Annotated in this window: 21 protein-coding genes and 1 tRNA gene; 16 read left to right on the top strand and 6 right to left on the bottom strand. The window is 67.5% G+C overall.

The features are described 5' to 3' along the window. The first annotated feature begins 9 nt into the window (after positions 1–9). The 13 genes from IPG68_10945 (at position 10) to nusB (ending at position 11,496) form a co-directional block, all read left to right on the top strand. Positions 10–2,130 (top strand): hypothetical protein, encoded by a 2,121-nt coding sequence (locus tag IPG68_10945; GenBank protein MBK6763740.1) that lies wholly within the window; start codon positions 10–12, stop codon positions 2,128–2,130. A gap of 49 nt (positions 2,131–2,179) precedes the next feature. Beyond that, positions 2,180–2,947, top strand: a complete 768-nt coding sequence (locus IPG68_10940; GenBank protein ID MBK6763739.1) for a prepilin peptidase — start codon at positions 2,180–2,182, stop codon at positions 2,945–2,947. Positions 2,948–3,017: 70 nt separating this feature from the next. Further along, positions 3,018–4,061, top strand: coding sequence for a pilus assembly protein PilM (pilM, locus tag IPG68_10935; protein ID MBK6763738.1), 1,044 nt, complete (start codon positions 3,018–3,020; stop codon positions 4,059–4,061). Beyond that, complete coding sequence (locus IPG68_10930) at positions 4,058–4,819, top strand: PilN domain-containing protein (protein MBK6763737.1); 762 nt, start codon at positions 4,058–4,060, stop codon at positions 4,817–4,819. Before pilM ends, IPG68_10930 begins: the two co-directional genes overlap by 4 nt. Then, on the top strand, positions 4,816–5,523 hold the full coding sequence (locus tag IPG68_10925; protein ID MBK6763736.1) for a hypothetical protein: 708 nt from the start codon (positions 4,816–4,818) through the stop codon (positions 5,521–5,523). The genes IPG68_10930 and IPG68_10925 overlap by 4 nt, the downstream gene beginning before the upstream one ends. A 2-nt stretch (positions 5,524–5,525) precedes the next feature. Next, on the top strand, positions 5,526–6,209 hold the full coding sequence (locus IPG68_10920) for a hypothetical protein (protein MBK6763735.1): 684 nt from the start codon (positions 5,526–5,528) through the stop codon (positions 6,207–6,209). A gap of 49 nt (positions 6,210–6,258) precedes the next feature. Then, positions 6,259–7,428 carry a chorismate synthase gene (gene aroC, locus IPG68_10915; protein ID MBK6763734.1) on the top strand — a complete coding sequence of 390 codons (1,170 nt, stop codon included), beginning with the start codon at positions 6,259–6,261 and terminating at the stop codon, positions 7,426–7,428. Beyond that, positions 7,425–7,928 (top strand): shikimate kinase, encoded by a 504-nt coding sequence (locus IPG68_10910; GenBank protein ID MBK6763733.1) that lies wholly within the window; start codon positions 7,425–7,427, stop codon positions 7,926–7,928. The genes aroC and IPG68_10910 overlap by 4 nt, the downstream gene beginning before the upstream one ends. Then, positions 7,925–8,998, top strand: a complete 1,074-nt coding sequence (locus IPG68_10905) for a 3-dehydroquinate synthase (protein MBK6763732.1) — start codon at positions 7,925–7,927, stop codon at positions 8,996–8,998. Before IPG68_10910 ends, IPG68_10905 begins: the two co-directional genes overlap by 4 nt. Next, positions 8,995–9,429 carry a type II 3-dehydroquinate dehydratase gene (gene aroQ / locus IPG68_10900; GenBank protein MBK6763731.1) on the top strand — a complete coding sequence of 145 codons (435 nt, stop codon included), beginning with the start codon at positions 8,995–8,997 and terminating at the stop codon, positions 9,427–9,429. Before IPG68_10905 ends, aroQ begins: the two co-directional genes overlap by 4 nt. Continuing rightward, the gene (locus IPG68_10895; protein ID MBK6763730.1) at positions 9,429–10,508 is read left to right on the top strand and encodes an aminopeptidase P family protein; all 1,080 of its coding nucleotides are present in this window, start codon (positions 9,429–9,431) and stop codon (positions 10,506–10,508) included. The genes aroQ and IPG68_10895 overlap by 1 nt, the downstream gene beginning before the upstream one ends. Positions 10,509–10,519: 11 nt before the next feature. Next, entirely contained in the window at positions 10,520–11,083 is a 564-nt protein-coding gene (gene efp / locus IPG68_10890; GenBank protein MBK6763729.1) for an elongation factor P, read from the top strand. Next, positions 11,083–11,496 (top strand): transcription antitermination factor NusB, encoded by a 414-nt coding sequence (gene nusB, locus IPG68_10885; GenBank protein ID MBK6763728.1) that lies wholly within the window; start codon positions 11,083–11,085, stop codon positions 11,494–11,496. Before efp ends, nusB begins: the two co-directional genes overlap by 1 nt. 14 nt (positions 11,497–11,510) lie before the next feature. On the opposite strand, the gene IPG68_10880 is transcribed toward nusB, so the two are convergent. Further along, positions 11,511–11,584: transfer RNA gene (locus IPG68_10880), tRNA-Leu, on the bottom strand. A gap of 60 nt (positions 11,585–11,644) precedes the next feature. On the opposite strand from IPG68_10880, the gene IPG68_10875 reads away from it, so the two are divergent. Beyond that, positions 11,645–12,223 carry a response regulator gene (locus IPG68_10875; GenBank protein ID MBK6763727.1) on the top strand — a complete coding sequence of 193 codons (579 nt, stop codon included), beginning with the start codon at positions 11,645–11,647 and terminating at the stop codon, positions 12,221–12,223. A gap of 123 nt (positions 12,224–12,346) precedes the next feature. Beyond that, positions 12,347–13,633, top strand: coding sequence for an ABC transporter substrate-binding protein (locus IPG68_10870; GenBank protein ID MBK6763726.1), 1,287 nt, complete (start codon positions 12,347–12,349; stop codon positions 13,631–13,633). Positions 13,634–13,805: 172 nt separating this feature from the next. Here the strand turns inward: IPG68_10870 and IPG68_10865 are convergent, their stop codons facing one another. Genes IPG68_10865 through IPG68_10850 form a run of 4 tightly spaced genes read right to left on the bottom strand, consistent with a single transcriptional unit; the run spans position 13,806 to position 17,703 of the window. Next, on the bottom strand, positions 13,806–14,576 hold the full coding sequence (locus IPG68_10865; GenBank protein MBK6763725.1) for an ABC transporter ATP-binding protein: 771 nt from the start codon (positions 14,574–14,576) through the stop codon (positions 13,806–13,808). After that, entirely contained in the window at positions 14,576–15,460 is an 885-nt protein-coding gene (locus IPG68_10860) for an ABC transporter ATP-binding protein (protein MBK6763724.1), read from the bottom strand. Before IPG68_10860 ends, IPG68_10865 begins: the two co-directional genes overlap by 1 nt. Beyond that, the gene (locus IPG68_10855) at positions 15,450–16,433 is read right to left on the bottom strand and encodes a branched-chain amino acid ABC transporter permease (protein ID MBK6763723.1); all 984 of its coding nucleotides are present in this window, start codon (positions 16,431–16,433) and stop codon (positions 15,450–15,452) included. The genes IPG68_10860 and IPG68_10855 overlap by 11 nt, the downstream gene beginning before the upstream one ends. 4 nt (positions 16,434–16,437) lie before the next feature. Beyond that, a complete protein-coding gene (locus tag IPG68_10850; GenBank protein MBK6763722.1) occupies positions 16,438–17,703 on the bottom strand; it encodes a branched-chain amino acid ABC transporter permease in 1,266 nt (421 codons plus the stop codon). 183 nt (positions 17,704–17,886) lie between these two features. On the opposite strand from IPG68_10850, the gene IPG68_10845 reads away from it, so the two are divergent. Continuing rightward, positions 17,887–18,459: a GNAT family N-acetyltransferase gene (locus IPG68_10845; protein MBK6763721.1), complete on the top strand. Its 573-nt coding sequence runs from the start codon at positions 17,887–17,889 to the stop codon at positions 18,457–18,459. Here IPG68_10845 and IPG68_10840 read toward each other — a convergent pair. Next, positions 18,428–18,799: a hotdog fold thioesterase gene (locus IPG68_10840; GenBank protein MBK6763720.1), complete on the bottom strand. Its 372-nt coding sequence runs from the start codon at positions 18,797–18,799 to the stop codon at positions 18,428–18,430. The two genes, IPG68_10845 and IPG68_10840, sit on opposite strands and share 32 nt — an antisense overlap. Positions 18,800–18,884 lie beyond the last annotated feature (85 nt).

Below are 18,884 nucleotides of genomic sequence, written 5' to 3'. Positions count from 1 at the left end.
GAGGTGATCATGATGATGTCTGAGCAGCCCGCCATCCGCGACCGTGGTGCCGCCATGATCATGGTGATGGGGATGATCTCCATCATGACTGTGGTGGTGGCCTCCGCCCTCGCCTACGCCGTCAACGTCGCCCCCCAGGTCCGCCGTGACGAGAACTGGCAGGCCGCACTGGCTGCGGCGCAGGCCGGCGTCGACGACTACCTGGCGAGACTGAACCGGACTGACGCCTACGCGATGACCGTGGACTGCGACAACGTGGCCCTCAAGGGCCCCAAGGCCGAGGCCAACAGTTGTGGCTGGAACAGCGGCACCGCACCGGGCTGGGTGGATGTACAGGCCGGCAACACCACTGCTGGGAGGTTCCACTACGACGTCAATACGGCGAACTTCTGGAAGGACGGCTCGGTCTGGGTCGAGTCGACCGGCAGGGTGCGCGGGGTCTCGCGCACCATTCAGGTCCGTGTTGCCCGTGGCGGCTCCACCGACTTCCTGTACTACACGGACTTCGAGGACGCCGACCCGCAGAACACCGTCGCCTACCCACCGGGCGGGACCAACTCGCTGTCCACCGGTGGAGCGAGGTATGACGTCTGCGGTCGTAGCGGCCCGTCGCTGGCGACGTACTGGTGGCAGGGTGGACCCCGTGTGACCTCTGACGACTGCGCGGAGATCCAGTTCGCCGGCAACGACGTCCTCGATGGCGACGTGCACTTCAACGACACCCCGCTCATGGGCGGTTCGGGCAGCAGTCGGCCGCGGTTCCTCAAGGGGTTCGAGGTTGCCGATCCGGCGTGCACCGAGACCGCCGGCCGGCCGGACGGCAGCGGAGTCGGCACCAACGCGGGCAAGGGGAAGTGCTGGCGCAGCACCTCGTCGACCAACCCCTACGTGGGGACCGCCGGGGCCCGTCCGGCATTGCAGTTGTACCTGCCGGACAACTCCGACAAGTTCGTCACCTACCCCGGCTGCAACTACTACGGCGACACCCGCATCCGGTTCAACAGCAACGGCACCATGACTGTCTGGAACACGACCAGCGCCGGGCAGGATCTCAAGGGACCTGGGTCGCCGTCGGACCTGAACTGCGGGAACGCCTCGCAGTTCGTCCCGGCGTCCGGTCAGAAGTACCCGGGCACCGGTCAGACGGTGACGATGCCGGACGAGTTGGTCATCTACGTGCAGGCCGCTCCCTCGGGCTCGGCCACCTGCGTGCCCGGCCAGGTCGTCAACGGGACGACCTCGGGCAGCACGTCCAACGATGTGATCCCCACCGGCACCGGGACCACCTCCGCGGACGTCACCGACATCAGCTACTACGATCCGTCCTCCAGCGCGTACACCATCACCAAGAAGTGGAAGAAGGTCAGCGGCACGTGGGTCCTGGACAGCACCTTCGTACCCAACCCACAGCGCGGCACCGAGGTCCCCACCGGGGACAACCACCCGACGACGTTCGACTGCGGGCTGGGCAACGTGTACATCGAGGGCACAGTCAAGGGCCGGGTGACGATCGCCGCGCAGAACAACGTCATCGTCACCAACGACCTCGCGATCAGCAGCAGCGCCAAGGGGAACACGCCGATCGGACCGGACATGGTCGGGCTGGTGGCCGCCAACTCCGTGGTGGTCTACCATCCCGTGTCGCGCGCGATCTCGTCGACCACCGAGCAGTTGACCAGCACGGTGAAGAGTCCCAGCAACCTCAGCAAGACCTGTCCTGCGAACAGCAGCACCAACATCTCCAGTCCCAACTCGGGCGGGTCCAACAACAACACCATCACGTGCACGTGGAGAACGACGAAGACCCGCGGCACGTCCTACAGCAACATCAGCTACCCGGGATTGACCTCGTCGTCGGGCACGCGCTGGGTCTACGCCGCCATCCAGACGCTGCAGCGCAGTTTCTGGGTGCAGAACTACAACCGGGGCGCCGACCTGGGCCGGCTAGCGGTCCGCGGCTCCATCGCCCAGAAGTGGCGCGGAGCGGTGGGAACGTCCGGTGGCACCGGCTTCGACAAGGACTACTCCTACGATGCCCGTCTACAGTTCGCCTCTCCGCCGTACTTCCCGCAGTGGACGAACGCGGCTTGGGGGTCGAAGGTCACAGGTGAGCTGAAGCCACGCTACTGATGTCCACAGGCCCGCCCGGGGGCAGTGCCCGCCCCACTAGGCTGCACCCGTGATCGTGGTCGCGGGGATACTGGGGCTGGCCATCGGCTCGTTCCTCAACGTGGTGGTGTGGCGCCTGCCTCGGAGGGAGTCGTTGTCGCACCCCGGATCCCACTGCCCCTCGTGCGGGCATTCGATCCGCCCGTATGACAACATCCCGGTCGTCTCGTGGCTGCTGCTGCGGGGACGCTGCCGGGACTGTGGTGACCGGATCTCCGCGCGTTACCCGCTGGTGGAGGCCGGCACGGGACTCGCCTTCGCGATGACGGCGGCCTGGGTGGGCTGGTCGGTCCTGCTGCCTTTCGCGCTCTGGTTCGTCGCTGCGTGCATCGCCCTGCTGCTGATCGACATCGCCCACCACCGCCTTCCCAACGTCCTGACCTTCTCCACGTATGCCGTCGTCCTCGTGGGCTTCGCCCTCACCGCGGGCCTGGAGACGCAGTGGACGGACTTCCGGCGTGCGCTACTCGGTGGGCTGGCGTTCGCCCTCTTCTTCGCCGTCATCGCCCTGCTCTTCCCCCGCGGCATGGGCTGGGGGGACGCCAAACTCGCCCTGTCGCTGGGCAGTGTCATGGCCTGGACCGGCTGGGGGGCCCTGGTCGTCGGCGGGTTCGGCGCCTTCCTGCTGGGTGCTGTCTGGGGGGTCTCTGCGATGGTCGTGGGCAAGGCCGGGCGCAAGAGCGCACTGCCGTTCGGTCCCTTCATGATCATCGCGGCCTTGGCAGCAGTGGTGTGGGGCACCCCGATCGCGGATTGGTACGCGGGCCTGCTGGGCTGATCGGTATTCCGCACTCAACAATTCGGTGGTTCGCGCCGATGCCACGGTGAAGCGCGGAATGGAGGTTGCCGTGGGCAAGGCGAGAGTGGGCCTGGAAGTGGGTTCCTCGGGTGTGCGCTTGGCCATCGTGGTCAAGAGCCGCTCCGGACCTTCCTTGCACCGCATCGGCTACGTGCCGCTCCAGCCCGGCATCGTGGTCGACGGCGATGTGGTGGACGTGCGCGGCCTCGCCGCTGCGATCGGGCACCTCGTGAAATCCACCAAACCCGGTTCGAAGAACGTGCATCTGGGACTGGTCAGCCAGCGCATGGTCGCGCGCCAGGTGGACCTGCCCTGGGTCCCGCCCAAGGAGTTTGAGAAGGCCTTGCCGCTGCTGGCCGGTGATCTGCTTCCCATGCCCGTCGAGGACTGTGTCCTGGACTTCCTGTCGTACGAGGAGGTCCTCGACGAGGACGGTTCGCGGATGGTGCGCGGCCTGCTCGTGGCCGCCGGCGAAGAGGGCGTGCTGCAGATGGTCGACGCGGTGGAGGACTCGGGGCTGCGCGTCGTCTCGGTGACGCTCACGCCGCTGTCCACCTTGCGAGTCGTGGCAGACTCCCACGCGGCAGGCCCGGAAGCGGTGTTCGACATCGGCAGCTCCATGACCAGCGTGACCATCCAGGAGCACGGGCAACCGCACTTCGTGCGCATCCTCAGCAGGGGGGGACGCGACATCACCTCAGCCCTGTCCGACCAGATGGGCATCACCGAGGCCGAGGCGGAACGCTGGAAGATGGCGCTGCCGGGCATGTGGGCGGCCATGAGCCAGGCGGACCGCTCCGCCACCGAGGTGGCCATGCGCACGGCGTTGTCCGATTTGGTCACCGACATCCGCACCTCGGTCGACTTCTTCAAGACCAGTGAAGGCCGCCCGATTGAGCGTGCCTACGTCGTCGGCGGCGGCGGTGCCACTCTCGGTCTGGTCCCGATCCTCAACGGTGTGCTGCGCGTGCCAGTCGAGGCCGCGACGGCACAGAATGTGCGCAACGGGCGTTCGCTGTCCGCTGAGGAGGTCGCGTACGCCGCGAGCCCGGCGTCGATGGCGGCCGTGGGACTGGCAATGGGGGCGGCATGACCACCTCGTACAACCCCGCATCGCCGACCGGTCATGACCAGCCCGGTGGCAGTGACCAGGAACGGCTCGTGCGGGTGGCCACCCCACAGGCCGGTCTGGACGCACTGCTCAACCGCCGCGAGTTCCCCCTGCCCGACCTCATGCCGCCGGCCATCGTGCTACGCCGGGCCGTGGGGCAGTCCAAGCGCATCGTGGCCATCGTCGGCCTGACGCTGCTCGGGGTGCTGGCGTTGCTCTACCTCGTCGGGCGCATGGAACTCGCGTCGGCCAACGCGCAACTGTCGGCATCCCAGCAAGCACTGCGCAGTGCGGAGGCGGACAAAGCGCAGTACGCGGAGGTCCCGGCGGTCTACGCGGCGGTGGATGCAGCCCGTTACGAACTGGCCCAGGCCATGGGCAACGAGGTGCAGGTAGCGCGACTGGTGACGCAGTTGGCGGCCGTCACGCCGGCCAATGTGTCCCTGACGCAGGTGTCCATGATGATCGGTGATCCCGAGGCGGGCAGCGGGACGACCGCCACGCCGTCGACCGACCAGACAGCCGACCTTCCGGTGGGCACCGTGACCTTCGCCGGGGAGGCGGCCAGTTTCAACGACGTCTCGGCGTGGATCGACGTCCTGCGGGCCACACCGGACTACCAGAACGTGATCCTCACCGAGGTGTCGCGCGACAGCACAATCGGGATCTACACCTTCAGCAACACCGCGGAGCTGACCGACCAGGCGCTGTCCGGCCGGTATGTGGAAGGTGCACGATGAAGAACAACCCGCGCTTCTGGCTGATCGGCGGCCTGCTCGGCGTCATCCTGCTCGCCTACGTCGTCTGGATGGTCGCCGTGAACCCGGTCTACAGTTCGGTGTCGCAGACCAAGCAGCAGGTCACGACCACCAACGAGAAGACCGACGCCACGGTGGCCCAGACCAAGCAACTCGCGGCACAGGAGGAGGATCTCCAGCAGCAGATCGACGCCCTGCAACGGATCCGCGCCAAGATCCCCAAGGACGTCGACGTCCCCAAACTCATGCGCACGATCCAGGCGGAGGCACGCGCCGAGGGCGTGGAACTGGACTCCCTGCAGCCGGGTCAGATCACGCTGTTCAAGGTGAAGCCGACCCCGACCCCGTCGGCCTCGGACTCCGAGAACAACGGTGAGTCGCAGGCTCCGGCAGCCCCGGCTCCCAACCCCACCAACCTCGGGCAGGGTGTCGCCCCCAAGAACACAGGCGTCGCCTACGTGCCGATGACGCTGGCCGGTCAGGGTTCGTACAACTCGATCAAGCAACTCATCGCGCGCCTCGAACAGCAGCAGCGCGCGTTCCTGGTCACCAGCCTCGACATCAGCCGCAACTCCGGGCAGACCGGATCCGCCGGGCCGCTCACCTTCACCATGCAGGCGCGGGTCTTCGTCCTCAACGGTGATGATGTGCGCCTGCCCGCGGACCTGCGCACAGGAGGTGAGTGACCATGTCGGAGTACCTGCAGGAGAACCGGCGCGCAGTCATCATGCTCGTGGTGGCCCTGTGCGTCGCGGCACTCGGCGGGCTGTACCTACTGGTGGGTGGCGGTGGCGACGACGCGCAGGCCGAGGAGCCCGTGCCACACGCCTCACCGACCGCCTCCCCGACGATCGAGCCTGTGGAACCCGTGCAGCCGGTGACCGATGCCGTCGTGACCACAGTGGTCAGCCGGAGCAACCCCAACCCCTTCACCCCACTGGAGGGCAGCGAGGACGACGCCAACGATCCCGGCACCTCGACCCCACCGAAGAACACGGGTGCGTCGCCGTCACCGTCCCCGTCACCGACGACCAAGACCTCCCGCAACGCCCCGAAGATCGACGGCTCGTCGACATCAGACTCCACGAAGCCCTCGGACTCCGACAGCAAGAAGAAGAAGGTGGATCCTGTCCCCAAGCCGATCGACAAGGGCAAGGACGCCGAGGACTCCGTGCCGGTGACGGTCCTGTCGCTGGAGGACGACTTCATCGTCGCCCGCGTGGACGGTGACCGCACCCGGCTGTACCAGTCGGTGCCAGGCGTGCAGGGCGTGACCTACGTGTCGCCGCTGGGCGGGAACTGTGTGTGGCTGGAACGAGCTGAGAAGCCCGCCCGGGTGAGCGTCTGCCGGGGCACCACAGAGCGGCTTTGATCCGCCGGGGTGCCCGCCGGCCGTCGGCCCGCATGACACGATATGAACCATGCTCAGATGGTTGACGGCAGGGGAGTCGCACGGGCCGGTGCTCACCGCGGTGCTGGAAGGGATGCCTGCCGACGTCGCCGTCACCACCGATGATGTTGCCGCCGGACTGGCGCGCCGACGGCTCGGATACGGTCGGGGCGCCCGGCAGAAGTTCGAAGCCGATGACGTGAGCCTGCTGGCCGGCGTCCGGCACGGGCGCACGCAGGGCGGGCCGATCGCCATCAGCGTGGGCAACTCGGAATGGCCGAAATGGGAGCAGGTCATGGCCGCCGACCCCGTGGCCGAGCAGGTGCTGGCCGGGCTGGCCCGCAACGCCCCTCTGACACGGCCCCGCCCCGGCCACGCCGATCTCGTGGGGATGCAGAAGTACGGTTTCCACGACGCCCGGCCGGTGCTGGAGCGGGCCAGCGCCCGTGAGACAGCCGCCCGGGTGGCCCTCGGGGTCCTGGCCAAGGCGCTGCTGGAGCAGGCCGCCGGGGTGCACGTCTTCAGCCATGTGGTGCGGATCGGCAGTGTGGCCAGCGCCGGGCCGCCGCCGGTCTTCGCCGACCAGGCCGCCATCGACGCCGACCCCGTGCGCTGTGCGGACCCGCAGACCGGCCGGGCCATGGTGGCCGAGATCGACGCGGCCAAGGCCGACGCCGACACCCTCGGGGGAGTCGTCGAGGTCATCGCCGAGGAGCTGCCGCCGGGGCTGGGGAGTTACGTCCACGCCGACCGTCGCCTCGACGCCCGCTTGGCCTCGGCGCTCATGGGCATCCAGGCCATCAAAGGGGTGGAGGTCGGTGACGGCTTCGCGTTGGCCGGCATGCGTGGCTCGGCCGCCCAGGACGAGATCCTGCTGGTCGACGGGGAACTGACCCGGGAAACCGGCCACAGCGGCGGTACCGAGGGGGGCATGTCCACCGGCGAGCCGTTGCGCGTGCGGGCAGCGATGAAACCGATAAGCACCGTCCCCCGGGCGCTGCGCACCATCGATGTCGCCACCGGCGAGCCGGCCACCGCCATCAACCAGCGCTCCGACGCCTGTGCGGTCCCGGCCGCCGGGGTCATCGCCGAGGCCATGGTGGCCCTGGTGCTGGCCGATGCTCTGCTGGAGAAGACCGGGGGCGACAGCCTGCCGGAGGTGCGCCGCAATCTGGCTGCTTACCTGGACAGTCTGCGGTGAGCGCCCGGCTGGCACTGATCGGGGCGCCTGGCGCCGGGAAGTCGGCCGTCGGGGCGCTGGTGGCGGACATGTGGGGCGCCGACTTCGTGGACACCGACACTGAGTACGAGCGCAGGTACGGCCACAGTGTCGCTGAGGCCGTGATCGACGATGAGGCGGCTTTCCGCGTCGCGGAGGAGGCACTCGTGCTCGCGGCCCTTGACGCCGACGGCGCGGTGGTCGCGGTGGGCAGTGGTGCGCCGATGTCGCCCCGGGTCCGCGAGGGACTGGCGCCGGTGCCGACGGTCTGGCTGGAGGTGGGCCTGGTGGCCGCCGCGCGCCGGACCGGCCTGTCCGGGTCCCGGCCCGTGGCCATGGGCAACGTCCGCGGTCAGTTGCACGACATGCTGCAGCAGCGCGCCGAGGTCTACCGGCCGGCGGCCCGGCACACAATGCCGACCGACGACCGGGATCCGGTGCAGATCGCCGAAGAAGTGGTCAGATGGGAGGCCGGTCGATGACGCAGACGATCGAGGTCCGGGGCGCGAGCAGCTACCCGGTGGTCGTGGGTCGTGGCCTGTTCGATCACGTGCTGGCCAGCATCCCGGCGACGGCTTCCCGGGTGGCGGTGATCCACCCGCGGGCACTGCGGGCCACCGGGGAGCAACTGCGCGGGGATCTGTCGGTGGAGGCCATCTCCATCGAGATCCCCGACGCCGAGGACGCGAAGAGCGTCGAGGTGCTGAACTACTGCTGGACCGTGCTGGGCGACAACGGTTTCACCCGCAGTGACGCCCTGGTCGCCGTGGGCGGCGGCACCACGACCGACCTTGCCGGCTTCGTCGCCGCCACCTGGTTGCGCGGGGTGGCGATCGTGCAGGTGCCGACGACGTTGCTGGCCATGGTGGACGCGGCGGTGGGCGGCAAGACGGGCATCAACACCGCCGCGGGGAAGAACCTCGTGGGCGCGTTCCACGAACCGGTGGGGGTGGTCTGCGACTTGGACACCCTTGCCGAACTGCCCCGGGCGGAGATGATCTCCGGGCTGGCGGAGGTGATCAAGGCCGGGTTCATCGCCGATCCGGCGATCCTGGAACTGGTGGAGGCTGATCCAGAGGGGATCCTCTCGGCAGCGTCCACTGCGCTGGAGGAGGCCATCGTGCGTGCCATCCGGGTGAAAGCCGATGTGGTGTCCGGCGACTTCCGCGAGTCCCTGGACGTGGCCCTGGGCCGCGAAGTGCTGAACTACGGGCACACCCTCGGCCACGCCATCGAGCGCAACGAACGCTACCGCTGGCGCCATGGCCCGGCCATCGCGGTGGGCATGGTCTACGCCGCCGAACTGGCCCGCCTTGCCGGGCGACTGGGCGACGACGTGGTCGACCGGCACCGAGCGGTGCTGACGTCGGTGGGCCTGCCCACGACCTACGACGGGCAGTTCCCGCGACTGCTGGACGCGATGATGCGGGACAAGAAGACCCGTGGTGACACGTTGCGGTTCGTCATACTGTCCGATGTGGCACGCCCCGAGATGCTCGTCGGACCCGACCCCGCGCTGGTCGCGGCCGCGTACGCGCAGGTGACCCCATGACGATCCTTGTTCTCAACGGGCCGAACCTCTCGCGTCTTGGCAGCCGGGAGCCGGACGTGTACGGATCGACCGACTTCGAGCAGCTTCGCCAGTCGGTGATGGAGTACGCCGCGACGAAGGGCATGAAGGCCGATGTCCGCCAGACCGACTCCGAGGCCGAACTGATCTCGTGGTTGCACGAGGCCGCCGATGGCAGGCTGCCGGTCATCCTCAACCCGGCCGCGTTCACGCACTACAGCTATGGCCTGCGCGACGCTGCTGCGCAACGCACGGCACCGCTGATCGAGGTGCACATCTCCAACCCCGCGGCACGCGAGGAGTTCCGGCACACGTCGGTCATCGCCGGGGTGGCCAGCGGGACCATCGCCGGCTTCGGTGTCGCGTCGTACCTGCTCGCCGTGGACGCCCTGGCTGCCCTGGAGACAACCTGATGAGCGTGCTTCCCCGGCGGCGCGACCTCCTGCGTGAGCGCATGGCACGCGCCGGTTGCGAGGCGCTGCTGGTCACGGATCTGACCGACGTGCGCTACCTGTGCGGGTTCTCCGGCTCCAACGCAGCATTGCTGGTGACGGCGGACACCCTGGTGCTCGCCACCGACGGCCGTTACCGGGTACAGGCTGGACAGGAAGCGCCCGACGCGGAACTCGTCGTCACGCGACGCCTGATCCCCGACCTGCTGACCGGGGCCGGTGAGCGCGGCTTCGCCACTGTGGGCTTCGACGCGGCGACGGTGCCGGTGGCGGCGTGGCGGCGGGCGGGCGAAGACGTGCCGGAGGTCGAGCTGGTGCCCACGGACGTCGACATCTCGGGCCTACGGGCAGTGAAGGACGAAGACGAGCTCGACCTGGTGCGACATGCGTGTGCCATGAGTGTTCGGGCACTGAAGCGACTGACCGACGAGATCCAGGTGGGCATGGCTGAGGTCGAGATCGCGCGTCGCCTCGAACTGCTGATGGGACTCGAAGGCGCGGAGGACCGGGCTTTCGACTCGATCGTCGCGGGTGGCCCGCACAGTGCCATCCCGCACCATCAGCCGACCGATCGGCCGATCGTGCCGGGCGACTTGCTGAAGATCGACTTCGGGGCGCGCTGCGAGGGCTATCACGCTGACTGCACCCGCACCTTCATCGTCGCCGCCGAACCCGAGCAGTGGCAGGCACAGATCCATGACGTGGTGGCCCGCTCCCAACGGGCCGGGATCGCCGCGCTCGCGCCTGGTGCGCAGTGTCAGGACGTCGACCGTGTGGCGCGCGAAGTCATCGTCGGGGCCGGCTTCGGGGAGCACTACCCGCACGGACTCGGGCACGGAGTCGGTCTGCAGATCCACGAGGTGCCGTTCCTCGGCCCGACCTCCACCAATACAGTGGAAGCACGGGTTCCGCTGACGGTGGAACCCGGGATCTACCTCCCCGGGCGGGGCGGGGTACGCATCGAGGACACCGTGATCGTCTTCGATGATGGCGTGGAGATCCTCACAGATTTCCCTCGCTCCCTCGCGAGGGTTGGATAAGGAAGAACGACGTGGCGACGACCAACGACTTGAAGAACGGCCTTGTGCTCAACCTCGACGGGCAACTATGGACGGTGGTGGAGTTCCAGCACGTCAAGCCCGGCAAGGGTGGTGCCTTCGTGCGCACCAAGGTCAAGAACGTGCTGTCCGGGAAAGTCGTGGACAAGACCTTCAACGCCGGTGTGAAGGTGGAGACCGCCAACGTCGACAAGCGCTCGATGAGTTACCTGTACAACGACGGCGACGACTTCATCTTCATGGACGCCACGACTTACGACCAGATCCCGGTCCCGGCCGTCACCGTCGGTGACGCAGTGAAGTACCTGCTGGAGAACCAGGAGGCGATCGTCGCGCTGCACGACGGGACGCCTTTGTACGTCGAGCTTCCGGCCAGCGTCGAACTGGTCGTCGAGTACACCGAGCCCGGACTGCAGGGCGACCGGTCCACTGGTGGGACCAAGCCCGCTCGGCTCGAGACCGGTGCAGAGGTCCATGTGCCGTTGTTCCTCGAGTCCGGCGCGAAGATCAAGGTGGACACCCGCGACGGGTCGTACCTGGGTCGCGTGACGGGTTAGTGTCCGCACGCAGCAAGGCCCGCCGCCGGGCGGTGGAGGTCCTGTACGAGATGGACCTGCGCCAGCAGACCGCACAGCAGGCGCTGGAGTCGCTGGCCTCCCGGATGCAGGCGGAGGTCAACGAATACACCGAGCAGATCGTGCGCGGGACGGCTGCGCACGCCGAGCAGATCGACGAGACAGTGTCCACCTATGCCCAGGGCTGGACGCTGGACCGGATGCCGGCCGTCGACCGGGCCATCCTGCGGGTGGGAACCTGGGAGATCCTGTGGGGGGACGTCCCCGACGCGGTGGCACTTGCGGAGGCGGTGCAACTGGCCAACGATCTGTCGACCGATGAGTCCGGGCGGTACATCAACGGCGTGCTGGCGCGCGTGCAGTCGGTGAAGCCACGGATCACGCTGGGGGAGTAATACCCGTGTCGGTGTGCCCTCGGTGGGATTCGAACCCACACTGCCAGGATTTTGAGGCCTGTGACTCTGCCGGTTGGTCTACGAGGGCGTGCGGAGTCCATGGTATCGGCGGCCCGACAACTCGACGACGACGGGACGAGGACACGCCATGACCCAGGATCCGCTGCGAGTGCTGGTGGCCGAGGACGAAGCCCTCATCCGCATGGATCTTGTGGAGACCCTGCAGGAACTCGGGTTCGCGGTCGTGGCAGCTGTGGGCGACGGCCGCTCCGCGGTGCACCAGACGCAACTGCACGCACCGCAGGTGGCCCTCCTGGACATCAAGATGCCCGACATGGACGGCTTGGCTGCGGCCTCCGAGATCATCGCCCTGAACACGACGGCCGTGGTGATGCTGACCGCGTTCAGCCAGCCGGAACTCATCCAGCGCGCCGTCGCCGCCGGAGCCATGGGCTACCTGGTGAAGCCGTTCCAGCCGGACGAACTCCGGGCTGCGCTGATGGTGGCGTGGCAGCGCTACCGCCAACTGCGCGACGAACAGCTACGGGCCCGCGAACTCGAGCAGAGCCTGGCGGACCGGAAGACCATCGAAAGGGCACGTGGAATCGTGCAGGAACGCCTGGGCGTCAGCGAGGACGAGGCCTACACGTGGCTGCGAAGGGCAGCGATGGACCAGCGACTGCCGCTGGTGGAGGTGGCCCGGAAGATGCTGAGCGCCGATTCCTGAAGCGACGGCTGTCACGGATCGGCAACATGTGCCCGAGATGGTTTGTCTATGGGTCGAATGTCCGTAAGGTGTACTCCATTCGGTGCGACAGTCGCACCGAAAACTACGCACAAGGGCAGGTATATGTCCCGACCGATCATTCTGCGGTCGCTTGTGGTGGTGGGTGCTGCGAGCCTGGCGCTGGCTGGGTGCAGCAGCGACTCCGGCTCGACAGAGTCCTCCGCAAGCCCGTCCGCAGAGTCTTCCGCCGCCCAGGGCGACGGCACCCTGAAGATCGGCACCCTGCTGCCGCAGACGGGGTCGCTGGCATTCCTCGGACCGCCCGAGTTCGCTGGTGTCGATCTGGCCGTCCAGGAGATCAACGACGCCGGAGGCGTGAACGACCAACCGGTCGAGTCCGTCGTGGGCGACTCCGGTGACACCTCGACCAACATCGCGTCGCAGACCGTCGACCGGCAGTTGTCGCAGGGCGTGGACGCCATCATCGGTGCCGCCTCCAGCGCAGTGTCGCTGACCGTCATCGACAAGATCACCAGCGCGGGTGTGCAGCAGGTCTCCCCGGCGAACACCTCGCCGGAGTTCTCGACGTACCCGGACAAGGGTCTGTACGCCCGCACCGCCCCGCCGGACACCTTCCAGGGCCAGGTCCTCGGTGACCTCGTCGCCGGCGACGGCAACACCACCGCCGCGATCCTGGCGCTCGACGACGCCTACGGCACAGGCTTGGCGTACAACGTCGAGAAGGCGTTCACCGCTGCCGGTGGCACCGTTTCGTCCAAGCAGATCTACGACCCCAAGGCGGCGTCGTACGAAGCTGAGGTGTCCGAGGCCAAGGCCTCGAACCCCGAAGCCGTGGTCCTGATCGGGTTCGACGAGTCGAGCAAGATCGTGCAGGAGATGATCAAGCAGGGCATCGGCCCGGACAAGGTTCCGCTGTACCTGGTGGACGGCAACCTGTCCAACACCCTGTACAAGGACCTGCCGAAGGGCTCCATGGAGGGCACGCAGGGCACCCTGCCGGGCGCCGAGGCGAGTGCGGACTTCCAGGCCGAACTGAAGGCGATCAACCCCGACCTCAAGGACTTCTCCTACGCCCCTGAGGCCTACGACGCCACGATCATCATCGCCCTGGCCGCCCAGGCCGCCGGCAACGACAGCGGTCTGGCGATCGGTGACAACATCAAGCAGGTTTCCGCTGAGGGTGAGAAGTGCACCAGCTACCAGCAGTGCCTCGATCTGCTGAAGGAGGGCAAGGACATCGACTACGACGGCAAGTCCGGCCCGATCGACCTGAACGACGTGGGTGACCCGAGCAAGGCCGTCATGGGTGTCTACACCTACGGTGCCGACAACACCTACACCCGGACGGGTTCCGAGGAAGGTGACGTTCCGGACGCCTCGCAGGGCTGATCCGGTTCACAACGCACGGTGCCCGTCCCCTCCGGGGGACGGGCACCGTCGCGTTAAGGGGACACGCACGGGCTGGGAGTGCGGCCAGAGGCCTCCGGTGGACGCGCGGTCACCATCTGGCTTTTCCGGGACCCGCTGCTGGCCAGACCTGACCGCGCAGGAGGCCGGGGCGTCAGACCTTGGCCAGGGTCCCCAGGTACAACTCGACCACCTTGGGGTCGTTGGCCAGTGCCCTGCCAGTGCCGGTGTAGGCGTTGCGCCCCTGGTCGAGCACGTAGGCACGGTCGCAGATCTGCAGGCAGCGCCGCGCGTTCTGCTCGACCATGATCACGGTGACGCCGGTCTTGTTGATGTCCTTGACCCGCACGAACGCCTCGTCGGTCAGCGCCGGGGACAGGCCCGCCGATGGCTCGTCGAGCAGCAACACCTTGGGCTCCATCATCAGGGCGCGGGCCATCGCCACCATCTGGCGCTCGCCGCCGGACAGCGAACCGGCGCGCTGTTTACGGCGGTCGCGCAGTGCAGGGAAGAGCCCGGCCACCTCGTCGAACCGGCGGTGGAAGGCCTTGGGTTCCTGGTAGGCCCCCATCTGCAGGTTCTCCTCGATGGTCAGCGACGGGAACACGTTGTTGTTCTGCGGCACGAAGCCGATTCCCATGCTCACGAGTCGGTCGGCGCGCTTGTTCGTGATGTCCTTGTCGTCGAACGTCACCTTCCCGCTGCGCACCTTCACCAGCCCGAACAAGGACTTCAGGAGCGTGGACTTGCCGGCGCCGTTCGGACCGATGATGCCGACGAGCTCGCCGCGTTGGGCGTACAGGTCGCAGCCGTTGAGGATGTTGACGCCGGGGAAGTACCCGGCGATCACGTCGTCGATGCGGACCAGCGCGCCCTCGGCCGCCGCCACGTGCACGTCGCGGCCTTCGATCGTGGTGCCGGTCATCAGGCCTCCTCGGTCTGGGCGGTGAGGGCGACCCCGGAATCCGTGAGCGGCTTGTCGTGGTGGGTGCCCAGGTAGGCGTCGATGACCGCATCGTCGCCCATGACGTCGTGCGGCGGGCCTTCTGCGATCACCTTCCCCTGGCTCATGACGATGACCCAGTCGCTGATGTCGCGGACCATGTCCATGTCATGCTCCACGAACAGCACGGTGGTCCCGGCCGCACGCACCTGCCGGATGTGGTCGAGCAGGCTCTGCGTCAATGCCGGGTTGACCCCGGCCATGGGCTCGTCGAGCATCACCATGTCGGGTTCGACCATCAGCGCCCGTGCCATTTCCAGCAACTTGCGCTGGCCACCGGACAGGGAGCCCGCAAGATCATCCTGTTTGGGTGCGAGGTTGAAACTCTCCAGAAGTCGCAGAGCTCTCTCCGAGATCTCATCCTCCTGCGCGCGCCAGAGGAAGGGGAAGAACGACGCGAAGAGTTTCTCGCCGCGCTGATGCTGTGCCCCGAGCCGCATGTTCTCCATCACCGTCAGACGGCTCAGCGCCTTCGTGAGTTGGAAGGTGCGCACCATGCCGAACTTCGCGACCTTGTGCGGCCGCACCCCTGCCAACTGGCGGCCCTCGAAGGTCCACCTGCCGTGGTTGGGCCGGTCGAAGCCGGTCAGCAGGTTGAAGAACGTCGTCTTGCCCGCACCGTTGGGGCCGATGAGCGCGGTGATCGTGCCGCGCTGGACCTCTACGTGATCGACGTCCACGGCGACCAGGCCACCGAAGTGACGCTGCACGGCGTCCACGACGAGGATGGGGTCGGGCTTGGCCACGCCCGGCTCGTGAGGAACGTCCTTGAGCGCATCGACGAGGTGCCGGAGGTCATCGGGCATCGAGACTCAACTCCTTCTTGTCGCCCAGGATCCCCTGCGGGCGGTAGATCATCAAGAGCATGAGGCTCAGGCCCAGGATCCAGTAACGGATCTGGCCGACCTGGTCGCTGCGGATGAAATCGATCGTGCCGCTGGAGACGAGCCCCGCCAAGGCGCCGTCAATGAACACCAGCAGGAACCAGAACACCACCGACCCGACGATCGGTCCGAGCACCCGGGCGGCGCCACCGAGGATGAGCACGGCGTACGCGAAGAAGGTGAGGTCCGTGCTGTAGTAGTCGGGCTGGATGGACTGGAAGGCGATGGCTGCGATGAACCCGCCGAAGCAGCCCATCACGCCACCGATGATCAGTGCCTGCAGTTTGTAGGAGTAGACGCTCTTGCCCAGTGACCGCACCGCGTCCTCATCCTCGCGGATGGCCTTGATCACCCGGCCCCAGGGTGAGCGCATCAGCAGGAACACCAGGATCGACATGATGACCACGAGGACCCACCCGACCGTCACGATCCACGCGTCGTTCTCACTGAACGTCGCCGGCCCCAGGCTCAATGGCCCCGAGTACGGGTTGATGGTGTAGAAGTCGTCGGCGAAGCGGTTGATGCCATCGGATCCGCCGAACACCGGGTCGAAGGTCACGGACCGGAACACAAGTCGCAGGATTTCCGCGGCCGCGATCGTCACGATGGCCAAGTAGTCAGCCCGCAACCGCAGGGTCGGGACACCGAGCAGCAGCGCCAGCAGGACCGCTGCGGCGATGCCCACCAGGAGGCCCACCCACAGGCTCCAGCCGGCGTAGGCGATGGACACCCCCAGGCCGTAGGCCGCGACGGCCAGGAAGCCGGCTTGGCCGAAGTTCAGCAGACCGGTGTACCCGAACTGCACGTTGAGGCCGATGGCCGCGAGCGCGAAGATGACGGCCTGGATGCCGATCCCCTGCGTGAGGGCCTGGCTGAAGACGTTTCCCCAATCCATGGCGTCACCCGATCCTCTCGCTGCGGCCCATGATGCCCTGCGGTCTGATCATCAGGATCACGATCAATACGGCCAGTGCGCCCACGTTCTTCAACTCCGACGGGATCACCAGGGTGGACAGCTGGATCATGGTGCCCACGATCAGCGAACCGACGATGGCGCCCGTCGCAGTTCCCAGCCCGCCCAGCGTGACACCGGCGAAGATGAGTAGGAGCAACTGGAAACCTTCGATCCAGTTCACGCCCAGGGAGAGGCTGTAGATGATGCCGGCCAGCGCTGCGAGCCCCGCGCCCGCCATCCAGATCACGGAGATGACCCGGTTCACGTCGATGCCCGATGCGGATGCCAGGGCCGGGTTGTCGGCGATCGCGCGTGATGCCTTGCCGACCCGAGTCAGCCGCAGCCACAGGACCGTAGCGATGAGCACCACGATCGCCACGATGGCCCCGATCAGGGCCTTCGGGGTGATGTCGACAGGGCCGATGACCAGGCCGGCTTGCCCGGCGTACGACGCGTACTGCCGCGTGCTGCCGCCGAAGAAGAACAGGTACACGTACCGGAGCAGGATGCCCAGACCGATCGAGATCACGAGCATGGCGATCAGCCCGGTCCCGCGCTTGCGCAGCCAGCGCCAGAAGAACCGGTCCTGCAGGTAGCCGAACAGCGCCCCGGCTGCAACGGCGCCGATGGCGGCCACGACGAAGGGCAGCCCCAGCAGATTGTTGAAGAAATACGCCATCAGGGCCCCGAAGGTCACCAGTTCGCCATGGGAGAAGTTGGTCAGCCCGGTGGTCCCGAAGATCAGGCTCAGGCCCACCGCAGCCAGAGCGATCGACAGACCGAGGATGAAGCCGTCGGTGATCAACTGCAGGGCCCGGTCGAGGGTCGATTCCGACGCCACGCGGGCCTCACCGGTGGGGAACAGAACGGATTTCGACTGGCCAGGACCGACAGTGACCTCCGCAGAGGTGCGCTCGGCGTTGGTCAGCGCCACACCTTCGGGAAGCGTCGCCGTGTCCAGGGTCACCGTGTAGGTGCCGGCGTCGGGTACCTCCACCAGCCACTTGCCGTCGGCATCTGTGGTCGCGTCCTCGGTGAAGCCCGCTTCGTTGGAGACGTTGAGCGTCACATCCGGCAAGCCCTCGGTCCCGGACTTGATCACCCCGCCGATGGTCTCGCCCGCAGCGAAGGCTGCAGATGCGCCACCGAGCAATGCCCACAGGGCGAGAGCGGCCGCGCTGAAAGCCAGCAGCAGTCGTCGCACGCGCATACCTCGACTTTCCTCAGTCAACAGAAATGGAGTCCGTCCGTGTGGGTCAGTGTGACAGAACATCCCACCAGGACGGCTCCCAATCTAGGGCGTGCCGTGATCAAAGTCGATCACTTCCTGAATACGACGTGATAGCTCGTGACGGGTGAAAGGCGCTCGGCGGTGCCTCGTACCCTGGAAGGGATGGAGGTGACCATGGGGATCGCGGTCCGGGACGTGGCCATGTCCGATCTGGAACAGGTGGCGGGGCTGTGGGAGCGCGCATGGCAGTCCTCCGGACGGCGCAAGGCCAGCGTCCCACTGGCATTGTCGTTGGACCGGTTGCGCCGCAGGGTCGAGGCCGCGGCAGGTGGCGGGTTCCGGTTCCTGGCGGCGTGGGACGGCGACACGGCGACCGGTATCGCAACGGTCTCCCTGACCGACGGTGGTCCGCTGATGGATGCGCCGGGGGTTCACATCCACGTCCTGCACGTCGACGACGCACATCGGGACCGGGGCGTCGGAACCGCGTTGCTGCGCGAAGTCACGGACTGGGCGAACTCGATGGGATCCGACCAGATCGTCGTGGACATCCCGCCGGCTTCCCGGCAGGTGGCGCGCTGGTACGCAGGCTGGGGGTTCGGCCCCTACTTGCACCGGCGGGTGGCGACGACCGCCGGCATCAGGCGCCGACTCGGGGGGCCGTCGTCCGTGCGGGTCCCGCGTGGCCACCGCATGGGCGCGCTCACGGGGCTGCGTCGCGCAGGAGGCAGGTGAGCCGGCCGGTCGCAATGCGGCGGCCCTCGTCGTCGAGCACCGGGATGATGTACGAGGCCAGCGTCCCCCCGACGTGCACCGGTTCGGTGCGTGCGGTGACGTACCCGGTGCGCACGGCGCGGTGGTGCGAGACGCTCAGTTCGATCCCCAGTGAGAGTTTGCCCCGGCCGGCCAGGGCCGCAGCCACCGATCCGATGGACTCCACCAGTACCGCCGTGGCGCCACCGTGCAGGATCCCGTAGGGCTGGGTGTTGCCGGCCACGGGCATGCGCCCGACCACCGCACCGTCTTCGATCGTCATCTCGATGCCCATGGTCTCGGCCAGGGCGCCCATGCCCATGGCTTTGAACTGCTCAGGCCACGAATCAGTGCTCACAACTCCACCGTAGGTGTCGCCCTGCCCCGACCGGGTCGGCGGTACCGAG

The sequence above is a fragment of the Micrococcales bacterium genome, assembly GCA_016703125.1.
Taxonomy (GTDB): domain Bacteria; phylum Actinomycetota; class Actinomycetes; order S36-B12; family UBA10799; genus JADKAV01.
This window is presented reverse-complemented; position numbering and strand designations above follow the sequence as displayed.